We start from the raw sequence: 16,856 nt of genomic DNA, 5'->3' as shown, positions 1-16,856 counted from the left end.
TTTAGTGGTTTATTTACTGGTTTACTTCATTAAGTATTATTACCCATTATTAAGGATGATATATGGCGACCCAATTACAACAAGATTTGACCGGCAAAGTGGCATTGGTCACAGGCGCTGCCAGCGGTATCGGACGTGATATCGCTGAAACTTATGCGAAGGCAGGCGCAGCGGTTGGTATTGCAGATATTAATATTGAAGCGGCTCAGAAAACCGTTGATGCTATTGAAGCGGCAGGCGGACGCGCATTTGCCATTGCCATGGATGTGACTTCAGAGGAGGCGGTAAACGCTGGTGTGCAGCAGCTTGTCGATACCTTTGGTGGTATTGATATTCTTGTCTCTAATGCTGGCATTCAAATAATTGACCCGATCCATAAAATGGCGTTTGATGATTGGAAAAAGATGCTCGCTATTCATTTGGATGGGGCATTTTTGACCACCAAAGCGGCGATACAGCACATGTATAAAGATGACAAAGGCGGTACGGTCATTTATATGGGTTCAGTCCATTCGCATGAGGCATCCATGTTTAAGGCGCCTTATGTCACGGCCAAACATGGTTTGCTTGGTTTATGCCGTGTATTGGCAAAAGAAGGCGCTGAGCATAATGTACGCGCGCATGTGATTTGCCCAGGGTTTGTCAAAACGCCATTGGTCGAAAAGCAAATTCCGCAACAAGCGGCTGAAAAAGGCATCAGTGAAGAATCTGTAGTCAATGATATTATGTTAGTCAATACGGTAGATAAAGAATTCACGACCGTCGATGATATTGCCCAATTGGCATTGTTTTTAGCAGCCTTCCCAAGCAATGTATTTACAGGTCAGTCTATCGTTGCCAGTCATGGGTGGTTTATGAATTAACTGAGTGGTGAATTAATGGGTTCGCGGGTTGTTTGATTGGTTTAAGAATCATGGGCTTGCTAATAAAAGACCAATCCATTAGCATCTAGTTTTATATTAATTTGAGCCAATTAGATTGGCTCTTTTTTATGAGCGCTTGAATACCGTTTCGGGTCGCACGGAGTAAGTATAATGAATGATAAGGATTTTGCAAAAACGCTTGCAGTAATAGTAAGCCGTGCTATCGAGCAACAGCAGTTTGAGCAATCAATCAATCAACTTCAAAATTTGCGCCCGATTGATATTGCCGATGTTCTGGCAGTCATGGAGCCAAATCTTGCATGGCAGCTACTTGAGCATCTGCCCAATCGTTCTACCGTGTTCTCCTATTTAGAAACGGATATTCAGGTTGCACTTGCCTATGTATTTCCTCGGGCTATATTAGCAAAAATAGTAGGCGAGATGCCCGCAGATGAGCGTACCGACTTATATAAGCACCTCAATCAGGAGCAGCGGGATGCTTTGTTACCCGCCTTGGCACAGGCACAACGTGAAGATATTCGTAAGTTATCTGCCTATGAGGAGCGCACTGCTGGTGCGTTGATGACGTCTGATTATGCGACTTTAGCTGCTCATATGACTGTCTCTGAAGCATTGGCAGCACTGCGTCTAGAAGCACCTGATGCCGAGACTATTTATCATGCTTATGTGATTGATGAAGAGCGTAAGTTATTAGGCGTTGTCTCTTTACGAGTACTTATTTTATCGGCTCCTGAACAGCTGATTAATGACATTATGATGAGTACAGTAGTGTGTTGTAATGTCAATGATGATCAAGAAGACGTCGCGAAAGTCGTGGCTCGCTATGATTTAATTGCGCTGCCTATTACCGATGATAGGGGTGCTTTGGTCGGTATTGTTACCCACGACGATGCGATGGATGTGGCGAGTGATGAGGCAACCGATGATTTCCATAAGTCGGGCGGTGTCTCGACCATGGTTGGCAAATTAAAAGACGTCAGCATTCGAGTGTTATACCGTAAGCGCGTATTCTGGCTAGTGTTTTTGGTATTTGGCAACTTGCTCTCAGGCTTTAGTATTGCAAAATTTGAAGATGTGATTGCCGCCAATTTGGTATTGGTGTTCTTTTTACCTTTATTGGTCGACAGTGGCGGTAACGCTGGCTCGCAGTCAGCGACCTTGATGGTGCGAGCTTTGGCGACTGGCGATGTGGTCATGCGTGACTGGTTTTCATTATTGGGTCGAGAGGCAGTGGTTGCGTTGATGCTTGGGGCGACGATGGCGGTGGCTATCTCAATCATCGGTTATGTACGTGGTGATGCAGTGGTGTCGTTAGTGCTGGCACTGAGTATGATGTCGGTGGTGATGATTGGTTGCGTCATTGGTATGAGCTTACCTTTTGTGCTTAATAAATTGGGTTTTGACCCTGCCACTGCCAGTGCACCTTTGATTACCTCTGTCTGTGATGCCTCGGGTGTACTTATTTATTTGTTTATTGCTTCACAGTTTTTGTCTATCGGTTAACGCTGCTATAAAGCCTAGTCCCACTAGCGTTGTGGTTTTTTTATAGTGGTAATTCAGCTACACTGTCACTATAAAAGGTCTGGCTAACACGCTCACGAGCGGTATTGTTCACGACAGTATTCACTGAGTTTTTGCCATGCCCACTCACTTGTATAGGCAGTAATAGTCGCTATGTTTAACTTTATGAAGAAAACCTCCACCAAAAAATCAGAAACACCAGAGCAGCGAGCAGAGCGTGATAGTGCCGTGGACAAGGTGCTGCTTGGTTATGAGGTAGGTACTGTCAGTATTGCCACCATGGTAACGGGGCTTGAGCGTGATGGTGACCAGCTCACCTTAGACTTGCGTCTACCCGTAAATAGTAATCCTGAAATTATCCAACAAGAACTTGGGCAACTGTTACATCCGCACGGGATCAAGACTATTCATATGAATGTTCGTCTGCCCGCACCGACGAAAGGCTCGGGGTCAAGTCTGCCAAAAGCAATGCCAAAAACCACTAATGCCATGGACAATCAACATAAACCAGCGGCAAATGCTGATAGCAATACTACTGTTGAACCACCAATTACCAAAGCCGCACCGACACAAGCGTCACTCGCCGCGCATCCGCGTATTCGTCATATTATCGTCGTGGCGTCGGGTAAAGGCGGTGTTGGTAAATCAACGACTACCGTGAATATCGCCTTGGCATTACAAAAGCTAGGCAACCGTGTTGGCGTACTGGATGCCGATATTTATGGTCCTAGTATGCCAACGATGCTGGGCGTCGATAATGTCAAACCTGAGCTGGAAAACGAGCAGTTTGTTCCTATCAATGCGCACGGCATGGCAATGCTATCGATTGGTAGCTTACTCGATGGTGACAATACGCCTGTCGCGTGGCGCGGACCAAAAGCCACTGGTGCGCTGATGCAGTTGTATAATCAAACCAACTGGCCGCAGCTAGATTACTTAGTCATTGATATGCCACCGGGTACGGGCGATATTCAGTTGACACTGGCGCAGCGTATTCCCGTAACGGGTGCCGTGATTGTCACGACGCCGCAGCATATTGCCTTACTTGATGCGCAAAAAGGCATTGAGATGTTTAACAAAACCAATATCCCAGTACTCGGCGTGGTCGAAAACATGGCACTGCATACCTGTAGCAACTGTAATCATACCGAAGCTATCTTTGGCACAGGTGGAGGTGAAAAAATCGCTGAGCAATATCAGGTGCCGCTGTTAGGTCAGTTGCCATTGGCCAGTGGCATCCGTGCACAAGTGGATAAAGGTGAGCCGAGCGTCTTGGCTGATGATGAGTTTGCACCTTATTATCTGAGCATTGCTAAAAATATCGAAGCCAATATTAATAAATTCGCCAAGCCTGTCGATGATAAGCGTATTTTTTAATAGTTTTATAACGGTTCTCGATGATTTTTAGCGATAGCTAAATAGCCTAAGTATAAAAACTTGCAAGGATTTGGGTTTTAAAAAGGGAATATTGTTAGCTTATCGATTTATCAACGACATTTAGATAATATTCTCAAACAGTATAATCTCCTAAGATTATTCCGCCCGCCGTTATATATGATTGAGCTCTCAAACAATCAAGTCATTGCCGTTTGCTACTATAAAGATGGGAGTAGCAAACGGCATCAAGTTAATGATGACTTTAGTAATCGCCGCATGGTGATTGCTGATTTTTTAAAAGCGGTACAAGCGTTAGCTTATCTACTACTTAAATTCCCTAAGCATCCGTTTGGAATAAGTGCTTTTGCAGTAGTCAATGTCTCTGAAGAATTGGCAGACGGATTGACGATGATAGAAATAAAAGCGATTAGAGAAGCAATTTGGGCGGCGTCTACACAGGCAAAAAGAAGAGTCGTAAGTACCACCGTCAGCTACCAAGGACAGCTAATCTCACAATGAGTTTTGGCTAGGATGCCATGACTATGAATAAAAACGTTAACAACCAAGATCAGCAACAACTATCTACCAGCATTAAGCCAGTTGTGCTCGATGAGCTGATTAAAAACGGTCAGCCTACTTTTGGCATCTTTGCTCACGTTAAAAATATCAATTATTTGGACTATCACAGTCATCTTATTTCGCAAAAGGCGCTGCCAAACTGGCGCAAAGAGTTAAAAGCCAATCAATTCTGCTTTATTCAAATTATTCAACCGCCTTATCGGGTTTGTCTGGCATTGGCAACGATTAAACTGGCAACCAGTGCCTTTGTTTATCTTTATAACGATGAGACTAAACAGTTAGAGGTTTGTGAAGCATTGCAGCCGTTGACGCATCAAACACAGTTAGAAGGCGATTGCTATCAAGGGCAAATGGCATTTACCCATAGTAATCTCACATTAACATTGGATTTTACGCCTTCACAAATCGCAGTAGCATTGGACAGTAAACACATTACGCTTGATGTGATGCTACAGCGGCAAGCAGCGCCATTTGCAGTCTGCACACCAACGGGCAGGCGCGGCTGGACCTTCACTCAAAAAGAACCGCTGACGTGTATATCTGGTCATTTGCTTATTAAAGCCCATTCAAAATTTAACACTGATACTCAAGCCAAACAAATCCACTTTTCCGAAACGACTATCGCCAATCTCGATTGGACGCTTGGTTATATGCGTCACAAGACCAATTGGTTTTGGAGTTGTATCAATAGTTATTTGCCAGACGGTCGTCATTTTGCCCTAAATCTAGCGATGGGCGTCAATGAAACAGGGGTTAGCGAAAATGCGTGCTGGCTGAATGGGCAGATTTATTATTTACCGCCTGTGATGTTTGTCCGTGATGGTTTAAAGTTGCCAGCTAATGAGCAAGATGACAAAGCTAAAACCATAGATAATACGCGACAGCCTTGGCGCATCTATCATCAAAACCTAGGCTGGAGCAATGTTGATATTGACTTAACCTTCACGCCGATAACCGTTTATAAAAAGATGGATAACTTTGGTGTGCTTGCCAGTATATTTGAGCAATGGCTTGGCTTCTATAGTGGTGAGATTCGTCTAAAAGATGACGTGATTAAAATCGATAAGATAATGGGCTTAGCAGAAGATCATTTCGCAAAATGGTAGGCGGTTGCTGTGTTGATTGTAGATTTATATTAAACGCAGGCAAGCCTATAAATTAAGCGCTCAATTCCGTATAATCGTCGCTATCAAAATACCCTTCATATCGTAAATTTTATTTTATAGCTGCTAAGGAACAAAAATGTCTATCAAGTCTGACCGCTGGATTCGTAAAATGGCTGAAGAACACGGCATGATTGAGCCGTTTGAAGCGGGTCAAGTACGTTTTAATGATGCAGGCGAACGTTTGGTTAGCTACGGTACGTCAAGCTATGGTTATGATGTACGCTGCGCGCCTGAATTTAAAGTTTTTACCAATGTTCATTCGGTGATTGTAGATCCAAAAAACTTTGATGAGAAAAGCTTTATTGATGTTATCGGTGACGAGTGCATTATTCCGCCAAACTCGTTTGCGCTAGCTCGCACCATGGAATATTTCCGTATTCCACGTGATGTGTTGACGATCTGTCTTGGTAAATCAACGTATGCCCGTTGCGGAATTATCGTCAACGTGACGCCGCTGGAGCCTGAGTGGGAAGGGCATGTCACTTTGGAATTTAGTAATACCACCAATCTACCAGCACGTATTTATGCAGGCGAAGGGGTGGCACAAATGCTGTTTTTCCAAAGTGATGCTGATGACGTATGTGAAACCAGCTATAAAGATCGCGGCGGTAAGTATCAAGGTCAACGTGGCGTGACATTGCCAAGAACCTAGTAATCTTATATGCTAACTGAAAGTGCACAATGATAAATCTTTTAGATTAATCACAAAAAGGCTGACCGTATATAATACGACCAGCCTTTTTTATACCGAAAAATTGACTATTTCAACACTTTTAAACCAGCTTTATTATCACGTTTGGCTTTAGGTGTCGCAGTAGGGCTCTTCTGTGAGCTTACTATCGCATCATCTTCAGGTTGATAGTTGTCATATTCATTGGGGTCAAAAAACATCCCTTGCGAGTTTTCCTTCGCATAAATACCTAACACCGACGTCATTGGTACCCAAATCTCTTGTGACACGCCGCCAAAACGCGCACTAAAATGAATATAATCATTTTCCATACTCATATTACCAGTCGCACGGCTGGCGATATTCAATACGATACGACCATCTTGCACGTGTTCCCTTGGAATCTGTACGTTTTCGGCAGTGGCATCAACCATCAGGTAAGGCGTTAGTTGATTGTCTTCTATCCACTGATAAAGTGCGCGCACCATATAAGGACGTGTTGGGGTAATAGAGGTGGTTTCGCTCATCTAAGGGTTTCCTATACTGATAATTTGAATATAATAATCTAAAGATATTTTGTTGTTTTCTATTTTAAGACAGCGGTTAAGCATTGTCTAGGGTGTGTCCGGCTCTTGGAAATGGTGATAAAAATTGCAGCCAAAGAAGGAAAATAGTGCTGATAATATCGAAATATAAGCAAGCTATTTGACACAGTTGGACAAAGATTTAGTCATTTTTGGCCCATTTAAGGTTTAATGCTCAGATTGAGAATACACCCTAATTAACGCACACTTTTTTGAAAGCTAGTACGCTCAAAGACCCGATGTTGATAGTCAAATAAGGGGCGACTAATCGCGCGTGGCAGCTCAATTCCCATTTCTTCAAGTCGCCATAACAAAGGTGCTAACAATACATCACACCAGCCAAAATCGTCTGCCATAAAATAAGGTTTATGAGCAAACAGTGGTGATAAAGTAATCAAAGAGTCGCTTAACTGTTTTTTCGCAATAGCAGCTTGTGCTTTATTAAAGCTATTAGGGTGCATGAGTAGACGCTTACCGAGTACCAGCCAATCATGCTGAATACGCCAAGCCAGCTGGCGAAATTGGGCACGCTCTTGCGGGGTATCCGGTAGTAGCTTGTTTGTATGGTAACGCTCTTCAAGATACTCAAAGATAACGTTGATCTCATACAGTGCGATTTCACGTTGTTGCAGAACAGGCAAGGTGTGATAGGGATTCAGCTCGGTTAAATCTTCAGGCCGTTCAGAGTGCAAGCGTGATAGATAATAGGCAAGCTTTTTTTCCTCAAGTAATAGGCGCACTACATGACTGTCGTAGCCGTCATCAGCGTATAAAATCAGCTGACTACTTGGAATGTCGTTCGCATCAATCATGAAAGCCTAATGTTAATAGTAAAGCCTATCATCGTAAACAAAGTTGTCCTGATTATCAAGGCAAGGTACGTAAACATTGCGGGTGAGCCTTATTTTAAATAATGGTTCAGTGTTTTATGGTCTTTTAAGAGACAAAAAAAGGCACTACCAGAGTAGTGCCTTTTTTTTCGATAAAAATATATTTTTTAATACTCAATTATTTTACATCTTTCCAGAACTCTTTGTTCAATAAGTAAACTGGAATGAGTAATACTAATAAGAATAAAATCACAAAGAAGCCAATCACTTGACGGTCATGACGGTTAGGCTCTGCCATCCACGCCATAAAGTTAACCAAATCACCCACTTCAGATTCAAACTCTTCAGCACTCAGCTCTTCTTGCATATTATGCAATACATGAGGCATCGCCGCATTGGCAAGTACTAAGTTATTGGCACCCCAAGGACGGCTTGGGTCTTCATAAAACGATAACAGGTAAGTATATACCCAGTCATCGCCACGTAGTCTGGTCTCAAGTGATAAGTCTGGTGGTGCTGCGCCAAACCATGATGCTTGTACTTCAGGATCAATTTCAGCATTGATATGATCACCGATTTGATCGGTGGTGACCATCAAATACTTTTCGACCAACTCAGGTGGTATCTCTAAATCTTTAGCAATGCGCGAGTGACGAACATACTGGGCAGAGTGACAACCAGCACAGTAGTTCATAAAGATTTTCGCACCGTTTTGTAGCGAGCCCTTATTGGTAAAATCAATAGGGGCAGTACTACAAGCTAAATGTTCTTCAACACCCTCAGCATTGGTGAATGTACCACATCCACCGCCACCAGCTGCCAGTGCAGTACCAGCCGTCAAGGTTAATGCCGCGCCTAAGCCTAGACCCGCTAGGGATTTAATTAGCGTGTTCATTAGTGACCTCCGGTAACGCGTTCTGGTGGCTGTTTACACTTCTCAATAGAGGTATAAATTGGCATCAGTAAGAAAAACAAGAAATACAAGACAGTGAAGATACGAGCCATCAATGTTGCTGTTGGTGTCGTTGGCGTCGCGCCTAAGTAACCTAAAACTAAGAAACTAATCGCAAACACGGTTAAAGCAATTTTAGATAAAATGCCTTTATAACGTATAGAGCGTACAGGCGATCTGTCTAACCATGGTATCAAGAATAGTACGGCAATCGCACCACCCATCGCAATCACACCACCCAACTTGTCAGGAACCGCACGTAAAATGGCATAGAATGGCGTGTAATACCATACTGGTGCAATGTGTGCTGGTGTTTTCAATGAATTCGCTGTCTCAAAGTTTGGTGGCTCAAGGAAGAATCCGCCGCCTTCTGGGAAGAAGAATACCACTGCAAAGAACAAGATAAAGAAGACCACGATACCAATCATATCGTGTACTGTGTAGTACGGATGGAATTCAATACCATCTAACGGCACACCATTTTTATCTTTTAGCTTCTTGATATCAATACCATCAGGGTTGTTCGAACCCACATGGTGTAGCGCTACAATATGCATGAATACTAAGCCCACAAGTACGAGCGGGATAGCAACCACATGTAGAGCAAAGAAGCGGTTTAGGGTGATACCTGAGATAATATAATCACCACGTACCCATTCTGCAAGCCCATCACCAATCACAGGTAGAGCAGCAGGAAGGTTCAAGATAACCTGTGCACCCCAAAATGACATATTGCCCCAAGGAAGTAGGTAACCGAAGAAACCTTCTGCCATCAATGCTAAGTAAATACCCATACCGATAAGCCAAATAAGCTCACGTGGTTTCTGGTATGAACCATATAGCAGTGCTCTAAACATATGCAGATATACGACCACAAAGAACGCAGATGCGCCAGTTGAGTGCATATAACGGATGAGCCAACCACCTTTGACATCGCGCATGATGTATTCAACAGATGCAAATGCCCCTTCGGCACTTGGGTTGTACATCATGGTCAGCCAAATACCTGTTACCAATTGGTTAACCAATACCACCATTGATAACACGCCAAAAAAGTACCAAAAATTAAAGTTTTTTGGTGCATAGTACTTTGACATATGGTATTCATAGGTTTCGGTCGCTGGAAAGCGTGCGTCCACCCAATGCATTAACTTTTTACCCATGCTCATATTAAGCCTCCCCAATCGTCAAGATGGTACCATCCATGTTGTAATCTGGGACAGGTAAGTTAAGCGGTGCAGGAACGCCACTATAAACGCGACCCGCCAAGTCATATTTAGACCCGTGGCATGGGCAGAAAAATCCGCCATACCAATCATTACCACCCAAGTCAGCCGCGCCAACATCAGGACGGTAGTTTGGTGCACAACCTAAATGTGTACAGACGCCTTCTACTACCAAGACTTCTGGTGAGATAGAGCGTTCTGGATTTTTACAGTATTCAGGTTGTAATGATGCATCAGATTCAGGGTCAGACAGTAAAGGTTTTACTGACGCTAAAGTCGCTAGCATGTCTTCTGTGCGTTTGACCACAAAAATGGGTTTACCGCGATATTTGACAACGATCATCTGTCCTGCTTCGATAGAACCAATATCTTGGGTCACTGCAGCCCCTGCAGCCTCAGCTTTAGCGCTTGGGTACCAAGAACGGACAAAAGGTGTTGCCACAGCAGCTACCCCAGCTGCACCAATCGCGGCAGTCGAGGCAATAAGAACTCTACGGCGTTGTACGTTAACGCCTTCGGCTTGGCTCATTAATACTTCCTCCAGGTGAATGAAATGGGATTATCCCACACTGGGTTTGTGGCTTAGAAAATGTACAATATCAAGCCACTTTGGCTGTGCCTAATTTTGCTAATTGTTGCTATTCTAAGCTATTTCGGTGATAAAATAAATTATTGCGTTAAAAATAAAGCAACCTTGATAGAACATACTCTAAGGTTGAATAGGAGAATTGATGCAAAATAGCTGCATTATCAATGTCTCACATAGATTTTTTGGCAAGGGTTATAAGCGTGATGACCTTATAATTAATAAGGATATTTTGCAATAGCGAATGATACTCGAAATTAAGGTAATGTTCACTAACTTTCAGTACCTAACTACTATGTAAGTAGTCGTAAACCAATAATCACCGCTTTATAAGAACAACACGGTGATTATTTCATTATTTTTCATATCTTATCAAACTTCAAGTTTTATAAAACATGGCTTCAGTCGCTAACATTAGCTCTCAAGCTCACTCCAACGCTCAAGCTTACTCATCATCTCATCTTCAATCGTCAGTAGGCGCTCACTTGCGGCAGTCGCTGCATTAACGTCAGTGGTGAACCATGACCCATCAGCCAGTTTCTCTTGCAATTGGGCTTGCTCAGCTTCTAACGCAGCGATTTCTTTTGGCAAATTGTCCAGTTCACGCTGTTCATTGAAATTGAGCTTTTTGGCAGCTTTGTTAGGTTTTGCTGCGGTTGTATTATTGGTAACTTTACTGGCAGTATTTGCATTATTGGCTGGTGCTCTAGCCGCGTGTGCTGCTTGCTCACGGTTTTTCTGTACCAAGTATTCTTGATAACCACCGACATACTCTTTAACGATACCTTTGCCGTCTTCATCTTGGTCAAATACCCAAGTAGAGGTAACGACATTGTCCATAAATGAGCGGTCATGGCTGATGAGCAAAATCGTACCGCCAAAGCTGGCGACGGACTCTTCTAGTAGCTCAAGTGTCGCCATATCCAAGTCGTTGGTTGGCTCATCAAGTACCAGAATGTTGGCAGGCTTTAATAGCTGCTTGGCAAGTAGCACGCGGTTACGCTCACCACCTGATAATGCTTTGACTGGGGTACGCGCACGCTCTGGGGCAAATAAGAAATCTTGTAGATAGCTCATGATGTGTGTCTTACGACCACCCACTTCGACGAAATCCGAGCCTTCAGAGACGTTTTGCGCCACACTGGCTTCAAGGTCTAACTGATCGCGCAACTGGTCGAAGAAAGCGATTTTTAAGTTAGTGCCTAATTCAACACTACCAGTCTTGGTAACTTCGTCATCAGACATATCGAGTAGGGCTTTAATCAGTGTGGTTTTGCCCGCACCGTTGGGTCCGACAATACCGATTTTATCGCCGCGCATGATAGTGGTTGTAAAATTATCAACCAATACGTTGCCATCATACTCAAGATGTAAGTTTTTGACTTTACAGACAAGTTTACCGCTTTTCTCGCCTTGACCCATCGTGATATTAACGTTACCGACTTGCTCACGGCGATCACTACGCTCTTCACGTAAAGCTTTTAGCTCACGGACACGGCCTTCATTACGGGTACGACGGGCTTTGATACCTTGGCGAATCCAAACTTCTTCTTGCGCCAGTTTTTTATCAAAGTTGGCGTTGTTTTTTTCTTCAGCCAATAACTGTAGTTCTTTTAGTTCTTGATAGCGGGCATAGCCACCTTCGCCTTGAGTGACGTCATAGCTGGTCAACTGACCACGATCTAGCTCAATGATGCGCGTCGATAGTTTATTAACGAATGCTCTATCATGGGTGACAAACAACAATGTCAGACCTTGCCAATCCAATAAAAAGCGCTCTAGCCATTCAATACTATCAACGTCTAAATGGTTGGTTGGTTCATCAAGCAATAGTACATCGGGTTTGGTGACCAATGAGCGTGCTAGTAGTACACGGCGCTTACGACCACCTGATAATGAAGATAAATCATCATCTGGATCCAGCCCCATGGTTTTGATCAGGCGGGTGGCTTCTCGTTCTAAATCCCAACCGTGTACCGCATCGATATCATGCTGCAAATCGGCCATACGCTCACAAGCATCCATGTCGCCATTGGCACATAAGTCAGTTTGGGCATTGTAGTTGATAAGCAGCTCAGCCGTACGGCTGCTACCACCCATAACGATGTCTAGGATACGTCCGCTTGTCTCGGGAACGTCTTGTTCTAGCATCGCCACGCGCACGCTGCTATTGATAATGACTTCGCCGCTATCAGGTTGTAAGGTGCCGTTAATTAGCTTAAATAAGGTGGATTTGCCTTCGCCATTACGGCCAATTAAACAGACACGTTCACCTGCTTCAATAGCAAAATCAATGCCATCAAGAACAGGAGCGACGCCAAAAGCAAGGTGGATATCTTTTAAATGTATCAGAGCCATAGAATATCTTAAGCTTATATAATAGTGAGGTAGGGGTTGCTGCAAAATTGCGAGCAGTATAACATGCCATCACGTGACTGTAGTGAGCGTAAATGATTTTATCCGCACTATTTATGGCTTTTATTAACGGCTGCTATTTTATAAAGAGCATCGCCATCTAATTGCTACTTTTTATCGGTCATCGAGCCATTTTATTAATGAATCCTACCAGTCTTATGTTTATGATAATTCAGAGAAAAATATGAATCAATTTAATCCTCAAGATAAAGCTCAGAACGAGGCTTTAGCTGTGCATGCTGACCTACAAACGCAACAAGTCATTGATTTACAGATGAGTATGGCGCATCTAGAGATGACAGTAGAGCGACTCGATGAGGTGATTGCGCGGCAAGATAAAGATATTCAGACATTACAACGACAGTTGCAGCTGATCTATAAACAAGTGGAAAGTCAGGATCCTGAAGGCGGCATTGCACCTTTTGATGTAATGGCAGAAAGACCCCCTCATTATTAATATCTGCAAAAACTAAATGGTTGAAAATTTATAACTATTATATCCGCATTGTGAGATACAGATACTGTTCAGTCATAATCAGGAAATAATGTGTTTTTGCAGTTGTTTTAATGTTCGAAAATCATTACTATCCTCCACCTCGGATGCTGCTTGCTTATTAAAATTAAGTAAAGTAGTAAAACAATGCGGACGTTTGGAGATACATAATGCGCGCAAATTTTCATTTGAAAACTCTCACAGTAGCTGTTGCTGCTCTTTCTATTGCTAGCGTTGCTAGTGCTGCTGGTCTTGATCGTTCAGGTCAAGATATCACTGCATTCTTACAAGATGGCACCTATGCCGAATCTGTTTATACTTATATCGATGCCGATGTGAGTGGTAAAGACTTGTCAGGCAATAAGCTCAATGATATCGCAGAGTCTTATGATTTTTTCCGTTATGGTGTAAAAGCAGATATTAACGACACGTTTAGCATCGGTATTTTATATGATGAGCCTTTTGGTGCCGCCGCTGATTATAACGGTCAAAACGATTTCGTTACCGAAAGTGATCGTGACGCTATCATTCAAGACTTTACAAAAAACCCTAATATTACCGAAGCTTACGTCGATAACGTATTAATACCACAATTGCAAGGGGCGCTTGCTCCAGGTAATCCAGGTGGTTTAACCGCTGAAGAATTACAAGCCGCTCAAGGTCAGCTTATTGGTCTTGAAGCCGCTAAAGGTCTAGCAGCAGTAGCGGGCGAAGCGACGCAAGTAGAAGTACGTACTGAGAGCATTACTGGTATTCTTGGTGCTAAATTTGGCGCTAACAAAGAGTTTCAAGCTTATGGTGGTCCAGTGGCTCAGCGCGTGAAAGCAGATGTAAAATTGCGCGGTGATGCATACAGTTCAGCCAAGGGTTATACCACTCACATCAGTAATGACCAAGACTATGGCTGGATCGCTGGTATGGCTTATAGCAAGCCTGAAATTGCACTTAAAGCTGCTTTGACGTATCGCTCTGAAATCAAGCACAATGCAAAAGCTTTTGAGACTTTTCCAATTGCTACGGCTGCAGGTGCTACCGCTGGTCTAGCGTTGCCGACTACCAGACATTCTGATATTGAAATCAATACGCCAGAATCAGTCAACTTTGATTTCCAAACGGGTATCAATCCGACGATGCTAGCTACTGCGAAAGTCCGTTGGGTGCCTTGGAGTGATTTTGCTATCGTACCGTCACTATACAATGATGTCAGTAAAGTATCGACAAAAGATGATGAAGGCTTGGCATTAGTTAGTTATGATGAAGATCAATGGCAAGTTGAGCTAGGTCTCGCTAAGCGCATGACGCCAGCATTAGCAGTGACAGGTACTGTCGGTTGGGATAGTGGTGCTGGTAACCCTGTAACCTCGCTAGGTCCTATCGAAGGCTACTACAGTGCTGGTTTGGGTGCCAAATACAATGTGACTGAAAACTGGGCAGTATCAGCGGGTGGTAAATATCTATGGTTCGGTGATGCTAAAGGCCAAATTCCGACTAAAGCCGTGGTGAGTAACTTTGAAGACAACGATGGTTTTGCACTTGGCGTGAAGCTTTCTTACCAAGCAAACTAGTGTAAGTTGTAATTTGCTAACTTATAAATCCATAGTCTAAATAATAAAAAGCGATCCTGATTGGGTCGCTTTTTTATGCCAGCGTGTTTAAGTTTAATAAAGGATTAGAGTATTTTAGAATTATTAAATTATAACAGATAAGTATCTATCTGCTATCTCTAAAAAATGCTGATAGCAATTTAAAAATTATGACAATGAAAAACTAAATATTAGTTTTGTACGTGTATCTTATTTGTACTGTCCAGTCATATTTGGGAAATAAAGCACTTTAATTGTTGTTTTAGTGTCAAAAAGGCATTAGTATTCATCTCAGGACACGACTTTTATAATCATAAAGTTATGCGCAGCAATGCTAAATATTGATTATTTAAGTAGTAAAACAACAAGGACGTTTGGAGATACACAATGCGCAATACCTTTCATTTGAAAACCCTTGCAATAGCGATTGCCGCTTTTTCTGTAGCTAGCGTAACCAATGCTGCTGGTCTTGACCGTTCAGGTCAGGATGTCACAGCCTTCCTCCAAGATGGCACCTATGCTGAAGCTGTTTACACCTATATCGATGCTGATGTTAGTGGTTATGATAGCGCCAATAACGTTCCTACTAATAATACCTATGTCAGAGGTGATAAGACTGGCGATATCGCTGAGTATTACGACTTCTTTCGTTATGGTGTAAAAACAGATATCAATGAAACCTTTAGTGTTGGTATCTTATATGATGAGCCCTTTGGCGCAGCAGCGAAATATACTGGCGATAACAATTTTGTGTCGAAAGGCGATATTAATGCATCAATAACTCAGTTAACAGGTGGACGGTTCAATGCCGAGACTCTTGGTCCTGAAATTCAAGATTTAAGAGAGCAGGCTCAAGCAGCAGGTGCGGAAGCGCAACGACTTGGACAATTAGCTGCAACAGCTACAGATCCTCAAGTCGCGCAAGGTCTTGCACAACAAGCTCAAGCTCAAGCGGCAGCAGCCCAAGGTTTTGTGAGTGAGGCCACTGGTCTTGGTACAGCAAATGCGATAGCCCAAGCAGAAGCAGCTAATGCAGGGGAAGGCACTAATGTTGAAGTACGTAGTAACAGCCTGACAGCTATTCTTGGCGCAAAATTTGGTGCCAACAAAGAGTTTCAAGTATACGGTGGTCCAGTCGCTCAACGTATTGAGTCTGAAGTGAAATTACGAGGTTTGGCTTATGGTCCTGCTACTGGCTATACCTCACGTAACAGCCCTGATATGGACTATGGTTATATAGCTGGTATTGCTTATAGCAAACCTGAAATTGCCTTAAAAGCAGCACTGACCTATCGCTCTGAAATTGATCACAACATGAAAGTGGCTGAAACCTATCCTTTAGCTGGCGTTATAGCTGGTGATCCAGCTGCAGCCAATCGCACTAGTAATATGGAAATTACTACTCCTAAATCCGTAAACTTTGATTTTCAAACCGGTATTAACCCAACGACGTTAGCAACTGCAAAAGTGCGCTGGGTACCTTGGGGTGACTTTAAGATTACGCCGCCACTATATAATGAGGTTAGTAAAAGATCTTATGGACCTGATGGTTTGAACTTGGTTGAGTACGAAGAGGATCAATGGCAAGTAGAGCTTGGTCTAGCCAAGCGTGTTGCGCCAGCACTTGCAATTAGTGGTACCGTTGGTTGGGATAGTGGTGCTGGTAACCCTGTCACTTCGTTAGGTCCTATCGAAGGCTATTACAGTGCTGGTTTAGGTGCAAAGTATAACGTGACAGAAAACTGGGCAGTATCAGCAGGTGGCAAATACCTATGGTTTGGCGATGCCCAAGGTGTGTTGCCAAGTGACAAAATTGTTGGTGACTTTCAAGACAATGATGGATATATCTTCGGTGTGAAGTTGTCTTACCAAGACACTAAATAATACGAATATTTAGCAGTATCAATACATAAAAAAAGCGATCCATGATGGGTCGCTTTTTTATCGGTGTTCGAAATAGAAATTGATATAAAAGAACATTAAATCAACG

Annotated in this window: 15 protein-coding genes; 9 read left to right on the top strand and 6 right to left on the bottom strand. The window is 43.1% G+C overall.

Annotation, left to right across the window (positions count from 1 at the left end):
- The first annotated feature begins 62 nt into the window (after positions 1 to 62).
- From ACT3S4_RS05250 to dcd, 6 genes are all read left to right on the top strand, one after another.
- Positions 63 to 863: a 3-hydroxybutyrate dehydrogenase gene (locus ACT3S4_RS05250; RefSeq protein ID WP_444760618.1), complete on the top strand. Its 801-nt coding sequence runs from the start codon at positions 63 to 65 to the stop codon at positions 861 to 863.
- A 171-nt stretch (positions 864 to 1,034) separates the two neighbouring features.
- The gene (gene mgtE / locus ACT3S4_RS05245) at positions 1,035 to 2,387 is read left to right on the top strand and encodes a magnesium transporter (RefSeq protein ID WP_444760617.1); all 1,353 of its coding nucleotides are present in this window, start codon (positions 1,035 to 1,037) and stop codon (positions 2,385 to 2,387) included.
- 171 nt (positions 2,388 to 2,558) lie between these two features.
- The gene (gene apbC, locus ACT3S4_RS05240; RefSeq protein WP_201559744.1) at positions 2,559 to 3,782 is read left to right on the top strand and encodes an iron-sulfur cluster carrier protein ApbC; all 1,224 of its coding nucleotides are present in this window, start codon (positions 2,559 to 2,561) and stop codon (positions 3,780 to 3,782) included.
- 177 nt (positions 3,783 to 3,959) lie between these two features.
- Complete coding sequence (locus tag ACT3S4_RS05235) at positions 3,960 to 4,301, top strand: hypothetical protein (protein ID WP_444760616.1); 342 nt, start codon at positions 3,960 to 3,962, stop codon at positions 4,299 to 4,301.
- Between the two features lie 23 nt (positions 4,302 to 4,324).
- Positions 4,325 to 5,467: a DUF2804 domain-containing protein gene (locus ACT3S4_RS05230; protein ID WP_444760615.1), complete on the top strand. Its 1,143-nt coding sequence runs from the start codon at positions 4,325 to 4,327 to the stop codon at positions 5,465 to 5,467.
- A gap of 136 nt (positions 5,468 to 5,603) precedes the next feature.
- Positions 5,604 to 6,179, top strand: a complete 576-nt coding sequence (dcd, locus tag ACT3S4_RS05225) for a dCTP deaminase (protein WP_011513914.1) — start codon at positions 5,604 to 5,606, stop codon at positions 6,177 to 6,179.
- A gap of 107 nt (positions 6,180 to 6,286) precedes the next feature.
- Here dcd and ACT3S4_RS05220 read toward each other — a convergent pair whose 3' ends face one another.
- The 6 genes from ACT3S4_RS05220 to ACT3S4_RS05195 form a co-directional block, all read right to left on the bottom strand.
- Positions 6,287 to 6,724 (bottom strand): ClpXP protease specificity-enhancing factor, encoded by a 438-nt coding sequence (locus tag ACT3S4_RS05220; protein WP_045446801.1) that lies wholly within the window; start codon positions 6,722 to 6,724, stop codon positions 6,287 to 6,289.
- Between the two features lie 254 nt (positions 6,725 to 6,978).
- Positions 6,979 to 7,593, bottom strand: a complete 615-nt coding sequence (locus ACT3S4_RS05215) for a glutathione S-transferase N-terminal domain-containing protein (RefSeq protein ID WP_444760614.1) — start codon at positions 7,591 to 7,593, stop codon at positions 6,979 to 6,981.
- Positions 7,594 to 7,789: 196 nt separating this feature from the next.
- Positions 7,790 to 8,506, bottom strand: coding sequence for a cytochrome c1 (locus tag ACT3S4_RS05210; RefSeq protein ID WP_045446804.1), 717 nt, complete (start codon positions 8,504 to 8,506; stop codon positions 7,790 to 7,792).
- A complete protein-coding gene (locus ACT3S4_RS05205) occupies positions 8,506 to 9,711 on the bottom strand; it encodes a cytochrome b (protein ID WP_173936707.1) in 1,206 nt (401 codons plus the stop codon). Before ACT3S4_RS05205 ends, ACT3S4_RS05210 begins: the two co-directional genes overlap by 1 nt.
- A gap of 22 nt (positions 9,712 to 9,733) precedes the next feature.
- A complete protein-coding gene (petA, locus tag ACT3S4_RS05200; RefSeq protein WP_045446807.1) occupies positions 9,734 to 10,318 on the bottom strand; it encodes a ubiquinol-cytochrome c reductase iron-sulfur subunit in 585 nt (194 codons plus the stop codon).
- A 471-nt stretch (positions 10,319 to 10,789) separates the two neighbouring features.
- The gene (locus ACT3S4_RS05195) at positions 10,790 to 12,733 is read right to left on the bottom strand and encodes an ATP-binding cassette domain-containing protein (protein WP_045446810.1); all 1,944 of its coding nucleotides are present in this window, start codon (positions 12,731 to 12,733) and stop codon (positions 10,790 to 10,792) included.
- Between the two features lie 241 nt (positions 12,734 to 12,974).
- Between ACT3S4_RS05195 and ACT3S4_RS05190 the strand changes: the two genes are divergently transcribed.
- The 3 genes from ACT3S4_RS05190 (at position 12,975) to ACT3S4_RS05180 (ending at position 16,750) form a co-directional block, all read left to right on the top strand.
- Positions 12,975 to 13,247, top strand: coding sequence for a SlyX family protein (locus ACT3S4_RS05190; RefSeq protein WP_045455183.1), 273 nt, complete (start codon positions 12,975 to 12,977; stop codon positions 13,245 to 13,247).
- A gap of 206 nt (positions 13,248 to 13,453) precedes the next feature.
- Positions 13,454 to 14,848 carry an outer membrane protein transport protein gene (locus ACT3S4_RS05185; protein WP_201501507.1) on the top strand — a complete coding sequence of 465 codons (1,395 nt, stop codon included), beginning with the start codon at positions 13,454 to 13,456 and terminating at the stop codon, positions 14,846 to 14,848.
- Positions 14,849 to 15,253: 405 nt separating this feature from the next.
- Positions 15,254 to 16,750: a hypothetical protein gene (locus ACT3S4_RS05180; protein ID WP_444760613.1), complete on the top strand. Its 1,497-nt coding sequence runs from the start codon at positions 15,254 to 15,256 to the stop codon at positions 16,748 to 16,750.
- The last annotated feature ends 106 nt before the right edge of the window (positions 16,751 to 16,856 follow it).

The sequence above is a fragment of the Psychrobacter sp. AOP30-A2-5 genome, from assembly GCF_052378115.1.
Classification (GTDB): Bacteria; Pseudomonadota; Gammaproteobacteria; order Pseudomonadales; family Moraxellaceae; genus Psychrobacter.
This window is presented reverse-complemented; position numbering and strand designations above follow the sequence as displayed.

Coding starts and splice junctions, on each gene's coding strand:
- ACT3S4_RS05250 (WP_444760618.1), top strand. CDS start 63: ATGGCGACCCAATTACAACAAGATTTGACCGGCAAAGTGGCATTGGTC.
- mgtE (WP_444760617.1), top strand. CDS start 1,035: ATGAATGATAAGGATTTTGCAAAAACGCTTGCAGTAATAGTAAGCCGT.
- apbC (WP_201559744.1), top strand. CDS start 2,559: ATGTTTAACTTTATGAAGAAAACCTCCACCAAAAAATCAGAAACACCA.
- ACT3S4_RS05235 (WP_444760616.1), top strand. CDS start 3,960: ATGATTGAGCTCTCAAACAATCAAGTCATTGCCGTTTGCTACTATAAA.
- ACT3S4_RS05230 (WP_444760615.1), top strand. CDS start 4,325: ATGAATAAAAACGTTAACAACCAAGATCAGCAACAACTATCTACCAGC.
- dcd (WP_011513914.1), top strand. CDS start 5,604: ATGTCTATCAAGTCTGACCGCTGGATTCGTAAAATGGCTGAAGAACAC.
- ACT3S4_RS05220 (WP_045446801.1), bottom strand. CDS start 6,724: ATGAGCGAAACCACCTCTATTACCCCAACACGTCCTTATATGGTGCGC.
- ACT3S4_RS05215 (WP_444760614.1), bottom strand. CDS start 7,593: ATGATTGATGCGAACGACATTCCAAGTAGTCAGCTGATTTTATACGCT.
- ACT3S4_RS05210 (WP_045446804.1), bottom strand. CDS start 8,506: ATGAACACGCTAATTAAATCCCTAGCGGGTCTAGGCTTAGGCGCGGCA.
- ACT3S4_RS05205 (WP_173936707.1), bottom strand. CDS start 9,711: ATGCATTGGGTGGACGCACGCTTTCCAGCGACCGAAACCTATGAATAC.
- petA (WP_045446807.1), bottom strand. CDS start 10,318: ATGAGCCAAGCCGAAGGCGTTAACGTACAACGCCGTAGAGTTCTTATT.
- ACT3S4_RS05195 (WP_045446810.1), bottom strand. CDS start 12,733: ATGGCTCTGATACATTTAAAAGATATCCACCTTGCTTTTGGCGTCGCT.
- ACT3S4_RS05190 (WP_045455183.1), top strand. CDS start 12,975: ATGAATCAATTTAATCCTCAAGATAAAGCTCAGAACGAGGCTTTAGCT.
- ACT3S4_RS05185 (WP_201501507.1), top strand. CDS start 13,454: ATGCGCGCAAATTTTCATTTGAAAACTCTCACAGTAGCTGTTGCTGCT.
- ACT3S4_RS05180 (WP_444760613.1), top strand. CDS start 15,254: ATGCGCAATACCTTTCATTTGAAAACCCTTGCAATAGCGATTGCCGCT.